Genomic DNA, 7,325 nt, shown 5'->3' on the forward strand with positions numbered 1-7,325 from the left:
TCATCCCACGCCGACTTTCAGTTCGGACGTGGGGCTTCTTTTACCGGACAGCTAAATTTTTGGCATTGCTGAGGGGCGGGATGACTATGAGTGGGTTCGGCATCTTGTCTGCCCGGAAATGAAACAGGCAAGATGCCTGTTCCACCCCTGATTCCCCTGGCAATTGAAACAGGCAAGATGCCTGTTCCACAGTGCATCCCTATTCCCTGCTCAGAAGTCCCTGTTCCCTAATGCAGATAACAAGACCCAGGCACCTGGGGAAATCCATCCGGTGTCACGGTAGTGGGATAAGCGGTAAGAAAGATATTGCCATCAGCATCAATCATGATGCCTTGCGCTTCTATAATCCGTTTTGGCTTAGGGGTAGTGGGGGACTTAAGGGGGGGTTTAACCAGTGCAGTCCGGGAGCGATACCGTCCACGGGGAGTGGGACGGCGTATATCTTCCCAAAGGGTATTGTTGCTGAGTTCACCTGGGCGAGGAGGTAAGCCGCCACGTCCAGTATTGATCAGCCTAGCGCCAGTGCTATTACCCGGTTGGCAGCGCTGGTCAAATTGAGCCTTGCCGGGTTCCGTGGGTAAGCTGTTGGGCTCTCGCTCCAGGAAGTCATTGCTGGTGTTGATAGTCACTTCACCACTGTCTGTACCACCAGAGGCATCTATATCATTGGTGCGATTGCCATCAATGGCCGGGCGCTCTTCAATACCAAAGATGCTTAAGGCATTGATAGTGATTTTTCCTCCTTGTCCCTTTGGAGCATTAGCAATGATATCGCTACCATTAAGACCAGTTGCGGGAAAAGCAATCAGAAATGGGTTATCATTCGGATTATCATTACGGTTCTCATTAATAGTTATGTTACCTCCGTTAGCTTCTAATAAAGCCTTTGCGGAGATCAGACTTTCGTTTTTGAGCTGTATTAGGTCTGATATGTTTAGTATGATACTCCCTGCTGATGCATCAATATTACTATTGGCAGTTTCAGCGAAAAGTGTTCCGTTGTTAAGTAACAGGGAATTAGCCGTAATGTCGAGATTACCAGCTACCCCTTTGTTACTGCTTACGGTAATTATGCCTCTATCCTCAACCTTCAGGGAATCAGTATTGATGGTGATCGTACCAGCTTCACCACTGAAATTGCCTGAGCTGCTAGACACTAAACCACTGGCAATGTCATTATTAGTGGGATTAACTCCAGAAATAGTAATGTCATTAGCTTCGACTGTAATCGTACCAGCATTTGCGCCACTATCAGGTAAGGATTCCGAAGATACACCACCAAGATTTATTTGCCCCCGTAAGAAGTGACTAGTAATGCTTTCACGGGATAAGGCTTCGTCATAGACTGCGACTTCATCAATCACACCATTAAATGCTTGGTCACCAATGTTCCGCCAAGCCCCGATCAAGACACGGGGGTTTTTACTTTCAAAAGCACCTTGGTTGTTACTGATCACTTCCCGACCATCGACAAAAATAGTGTTGGTGTTGGAGTCTTGGTCATAACTAGCCACAATGTGATACCAAGTATCTGGTTCAATGATGTTCCCTGGTGTTTCCAGGTCCTTCGGAAAGTCCCCAAAACGGACAGACCCCTTACTGCTCACTCGGAAATATAGACTATCACCGTTACCATCGTTGCGGTTATTGCTTGGATGTATCCCGAGATAGGATTGCTCTTTCAGTTCGTCTGGCTTGACCCAGGCTTCTACGGTAAATGATTTATTGCTGATATCTAATTCCGACCCTGGTGCAATAATACCAACATCCACAGCATCATTGTTGCCATCAAATTCTCCTGCTGTGCCTGATATTCCTGAAACTCCCTGAGTTACGCCATTTCTGTAAGTACCGTTGAAGCCATTGCCAGAACTGTCAACAGCCGTTATCGAAGTGGTTTCGTCTAAACGCCAGTAGGCTACTGGCTGATCGTCTAGGACAACCTCCTGATAGGACTGGTTGGCTAACTCAGAAGCTAGATCTTGTGGAATTAAACCGAAGGTTCCTGCTTCCACCCGCCCACCATTGATTAGGGATAGGGAGGACGTAGTGATATCAATATTTCCTCCATTACCAGTAGCTCCCTCTTCTACACGGCTCTGAATGACTGCATCATTAACAGTTACTGTATTGCTACGGGTAATGGTTATATTTCCACCATTCCCCCTGCCGCTTGTGCCAGCACCTAAGGTTCCACCATTAGTCACAGCAATGGAGTTATTGGCGCTTAAGTTTATATTTCCACCATTCCCACTGCCGCCCGTGCCAGCAGCTAGGGTTCCACCATCAGTCACAGTAATGGAGTTAGCGTCAATTATAATCTCACCACCGTTGCCCTTTCTTGACTTAGGATTCACACCAGTTAAGATCCGACTAGGTTTGTCATTCATCCCTATTCCGTCTATTAAAACCTGATCACCAACCGTAATGATCACATTGCCACCATCTCCATTGCCTTGAGTACCAGATGCTAACCTAGCACCTCCAGTAATCTCAAAGGAACCTTCTGTAACTGTGATCGTGATTGTGCCACCATTCCCCTTGCCATCCGCTAGAACATCACTAGCTATGGCACTATCTGCTCCAATCAACTGGCTGAATCCGTCAACTAAAACGCGATCGCGAGCGATTATTTCCACATCACCCCCTTTTCCTGTGCTACGGGTTTCGGAATTTATCTGAGCACCGTCGGTAAAGAAAACTGACCCAGCTTTAATCAATACCTTGCCACCGTTGCCTACTGCTTGAGGTCTAACTCGACTAAAGATAATACTTGAAAATGGATTCCCGTTTTCATTCTTAGCAGCGCCATCAAAGATAACTTGATCTTCAGCAATAATTGATATATTGCCAGCCTTGCCTATGTCATTGATTTCAGTACTTATTTGACCGCCATTGGTCACAAAAACTGACTTTGCCTCTATGGTGATTTCGCCACCATCACCTATAGCTTGTGATTGCTTACTCAAGGGTATTCTTTCTCTATCCGGACCGACCCGAGAGCGCAAACCGCTGGCTATCTTAGCCTTATTTGCTACTCCGTCAATTGTAACTGTATCGCGAGCTTTTATAGTTATCTTGCCAGCATCACCTATGCCAAACATGTTGGCTTGGATTTGACCACTCTGGATCAGGGATAGGGAGCCAGTGTGAATTGTAATGTTCCCGCCATTACCGACAGCCTCTTCACCAATGAATTCCCCGACGTTACTCCTAATCCTACTAAATCGATTGCCCCTTGCTCCCGAAACCGTTACGCTATCACTAGCATCGATTTCAATATTGCCCCCAGTGCCTTCACCATTTAGGTCAGCACTGAGTCTAGCACCATCTTCGATTGACAAAGATTCAGCCTTAATGGTTATCGTGCCTCCCTGGCCGTTTGCCCCACGCTCAACATTAACTCTGGCTTCACTGGAGGCTTCATTCATGGTGATACTACCATCTCTTCGCCTAAAGCTTACCCTCGGTGCCCCTTTAAAGATAACTTGACGAGCCTCGATGTTGATATTACCTGCGCTCCCTTCACCCCGGAGGCTAGCATCAAGGACAGCACTTTCGGTGACTGACACAGAATCCCCTTTGATGGTAATATCCCCACTCTTGCCTATGCCTCCGTTGTCCACACGAGATACTAGTTCAGTGCCGTTGTTATTGGGTTCACGACCGTTTCTGCCATTGATGGAAACTGCGCCACTGGCCGTAATGGTGATATCTCCGGCATCGGCTTGACTGGTGCTGTTGCTTCGGATCCGAGCTCCTTGGTCGGCGGTGAAGGAACCGGTTTCAATGGAAATATCCCCAGCTTGGCCAGCCCCGAAGGCACTGGTAATTATGTCACTATTGTCAAGGGTTATGTCATCAAACGTAATTAATTTAATGTGACCAGCATTACCGGTAGCGCTAGAGGTATCTATGCGATTCGGCTTCGCCGACGCTTCGCGAACGCTTATTTCAATCCCACCTCGATAATCGATAATCACATCACCACTATTTCCCACAAACCGACCACCGAAATCGTCATCGGTGCGGAGTGTTCCAATCTCCAGCTTGTTACTAGGATTAGATCCGTTCGGTTGATACTGATTGGTTAACAATACTAGTCCATTCGGAGCATTAATCGAGATGTCACCAATCGTAATATCTGCACTAGTAGCAGCCGTATCCAGGTTAGGGGAAAGGTTTCCGGTATCCACATTTCCTGGAAAACCCCCCAGTAATGTCCAATTTATGCCAGCACGAATATCTAGGGTAGGTTGACTACTGCCATCAATTACGACAGACGTTGGGGCTTGGTTAGATAAGGTAACATTAGCCAGACTAGCCAAGAAGGGATTGGAGTTATTAGGACTAATGGCATTATCCCCGGTATCGGTAGAGTTAATCTCCAGGTCTCCAACGGTAACACTCCCTCCAGCCAAAATATGTAGTGAGGCTCCGGTATAGTTTCCTAAACTGACATCCCCATTGGCCAGAATAATTGGATCATAGGGACTGAGTAAATTTCCTGGGTTACCATCCAACTGCTCGATGCTGAAACTGCCGCCAGCGGTATAGTGAGCATCCCCTGCTATAGGATTATGCGAACGCAAGCGTAAATCAGAACCAGCGAATAAACCACTATCGGTATGGTTATGGGCAGCAATAGTAATGGACTGATTCCCCTGAATTAGCAGGAAACCACCAGCATTGGCGATAAACGGTTGCGCTAAACTATCGGTGATGCTGACCGTATCTTCTCCAAACAGAGTCAAATTGTTACCAGCCCTGAGTTGACCCTGTAAATCCAGATTGCTTGCAGCTAGAGTTAAATCTTTTCCTACTGCTAAATTCCCAGCATTTTGAATTCTTGTCCTGGGGTCATATTTGCCATACTGCAATCCTGGGCTGATATTAATCGTTAACAGTGGCGGGGCTTGTGGGGATGTGGCACTAAACTCCTGCCCATCAGCAAAGACCAGGCTATTGGCAGTAGAGGCGAAAAAGGAACCAGCTACATCTAATCTCGACTGCGGTCCAAACACAATGCCATTAGGATTGAGCAAAAACAGATTCGCTGCACCATCTACTCCCAAAGTGCCTAGAATATTAGAGAGATTACTTCCAGTTACCCTGGTTAGAATATTATCGATTCCAGAAGGATTAGCAAAATAAACCCGTTGTAGTTCTCCTACATTAAATTCCTGAAAACTATGGAATAGGTTAGCACCTCGTGTTGCGCCACCTTCGATCTTATCTGCTATTTCTCCTCGAACAGTGGTATTAGGGATCACCACAGACGATTCTGAACCTAATGTGCCATCCGGAACAATATCATCAGCCAAAGCATAGTTTCCCGACATTGCTAGGGTTAACCAACCCAGAGCAGTCGCTATTGCGCTAGCCCAAGCTGCGGTTAGGGTGATTACTAGCTTTCCTCCACCCATATTTCTGTTCTAAGTTATTGCTTGAAATATATTCTGGTTAATTATACCAGTTATTGGTGCTTTTTATTGGAACTATGGGAAGTTTAAGACGTGTGGTGAAATGGGTAAAGATAGCCCTATAATTAGGGTAAATATAGTGTTTTTATATAGGTTGTAAACAGACTTATCGCATTAATTTAAATGCAGTAAAAAGGGAAAAGTAAGAGGGTAAAGAGTTTCGGAGTTTTATTGTCCAATACAAAAATACTGCCTAGGTTTACATCTCATTTATAAATGCTATAAGCTTTCAAGCTAGTAATGTACAAAATTCTGGATTGTAGGGAGCAGGGAGCAGGGATTAATAATGGAATGATTTTAAGAGTTTTTAGGTGCCCTTGACCTTGGCGAATTTAATTATTCATGGGTCAAGCGCACCTTTGACTAAAATCAGCTATCAGCTGTTCGCGTAGCGCTTAAGCAGATAGCTTAGGTTGCTGTTACCGAATTGGAACATTCAACGCGCCATTTTTATTCAGCCATTGGCACTGTTGAGCACTTAATCCTTTAGCATCGGTAAACACCGCACCTGCTACCTCGCAGTTAGAGAAATCAACGTCATTCCAAATAGTATTCTCCAAATTAGCGTACTGTAAATCAGCATTTGTAAGATTAACCTTAGATAAGCGAGCGCCTTCTAAATTGGCAGAAAATAAAGACGCTTCAGTTAAATCAACATCGTTTAATAACGCATTTTCTAAACTTGACTCCAGCAACTGAGCACCATGCAAAATCACCTCGGTCAAATCAGCAGCTCTGAGATTAGCAACAATCAGATTAGCAGAGGTTAAATCTGCTCTGACTAAACTAGCACGGCTTAAATTTGCCCGTTCCAAATCAGCACCAAGCCACTTAGTATCGATTAACTGAGCCCCTTCTAAGGTAGCTAGATCAAGGCTTGCTCCACTGAAATTAGCCTCAGGGAAATTCACAGCTCCTAAATTGGCCATCTTTAGATTGGCATTGATAAAGCTTATGCCTTCCCCAGTTGCTTCTCTCAAATCAGCCTTTTGCAGCTGAGCTAAGGACGCCTCAACCCCATCTAGTCTTGCTCCACACAGCTTAGCCTTTGTTGCCCAAGCCCCTCGGAGATTCGCCCCCTCCAAATCAGCACAATTCAGTTGAGCTTCTGAGAGTCGGGCATAAACCAGAGTTGCCCCCGATAGGTTGGCCCAGCTGAGATTGGCTTGAGTAAAGTCTGTCTCTTGACAAGACGCTCCCGAGAGATTGGCATTACGTAGGTAGGCATGGGCAAACTTAGCCTTATCCAGATTCAACCCCTGTAAATCAATATGACTCAGCTCCGCTTTCTGTAACGACAGTCCTTGCTTAAGTTGGCTAATAACTTGATTAGTAGTTAATAATGTCATAGTATTGCGTATACAAAACCTATAGTCAGTTAGTTTTGTATCTAATTTAACTTTATTGTCACAAGATATGTGATTAAAGCAATAATATTTTACAGAAATACATTGAGGGTTTGACGCATCCGAACAGTCAATGGGCTAGGGAGTCGGAAAGCGCACCGAGGGAGTCGGGAATCGGGAGTCGGGAATCGGGAATCGGGAATCGGAATGCAGCTCAGTCTTGGGGGAAAGCCTTACTCGTGCTTTGCATCAAGACGGGGTAAGAAGCTTGAATCTACCTCATAAGTATGATCAAAATAAGTATGATCAAAGCTATACCAACTTCATCGAAAACTACTTCTTACCTCTGTTCCCCTATCCCCCCACACTTCCCCCTCTCGCCACACTCTTCTCCCGATTCCCGTTCCCCTCCTGGGAGGGGTTAGGGGCTCACAGGGGTAAGTTTTTAACAAAGACCTCAGGTGTGGGGTGTGGGTTGTGGGGTGTGGGGTGTGGG

Annotated in this window: 4 protein-coding genes; 2 read left to right on the forward strand and 2 right to left on the reverse strand. The window is 45.7% G+C overall.

Features of this window, described 5'->3' with window-relative positions:
- Window positions 1-227: 227 nt before the first annotated feature.
- Together AC4II3_RS29920 and AC4II3_RS29925 are read right to left on the reverse strand one after the other, a co-directional pair.
- Window positions 228-5,426: a two-partner secretion domain-containing protein gene (locus AC4II3_RS29920; protein WP_488015525.1), complete on the reverse strand. Its 5,199-nt coding sequence runs from the start codon at window positions 5,424-5,426 to the stop codon at window positions 228-230.
- Between the two features lie 476 nt (window positions 5,427-5,902).
- Complete coding sequence (locus AC4II3_RS29925; RefSeq protein ID WP_488015523.1) at window positions 5,903-6,832, reverse strand: pentapeptide repeat-containing protein; 930 nt, start codon at window positions 6,830-6,832, stop codon at window positions 5,903-5,905.
- Between the two features lie 110 nt (window positions 6,833-6,942).
- Between AC4II3_RS29925 and AC4II3_RS29930 the strand changes: the two genes are divergently transcribed.
- Window positions 6,943-7,092: a hypothetical protein gene (locus AC4II3_RS29930; RefSeq protein WP_488015521.1), complete on the forward strand. Its 150-nt coding sequence runs from the start codon at window positions 6,943-6,945 to the stop codon at window positions 7,090-7,092.
- Between the two features lie 5 nt (window positions 7,093-7,097).
- Window positions 7,098-7,325: hypothetical protein (locus AC4II3_RS29935; RefSeq protein WP_488015519.1), on the forward strand; the 228-nt coding region annotated here is incomplete at its 3' end.

It is taken from the genome of Moorena sp. (assembly GCF_982860115.1).

Excerpts from the sequence above, each read along its gene's own strand:
- AC4II3_RS29920 (WP_488015525.1), bottom strand. The coding sequence starts at position 5,426 with ATGGGTGGAGGAAAGCTAGTAATCACCCTAACCGCAGCTTGGGCTAGC.
- AC4II3_RS29925 (WP_488015523.1), bottom strand. The coding sequence starts at position 6,832 with ATGACATTATTAACTACTAATCAAGTTATTAGCCAACTTAAGCAAGGA.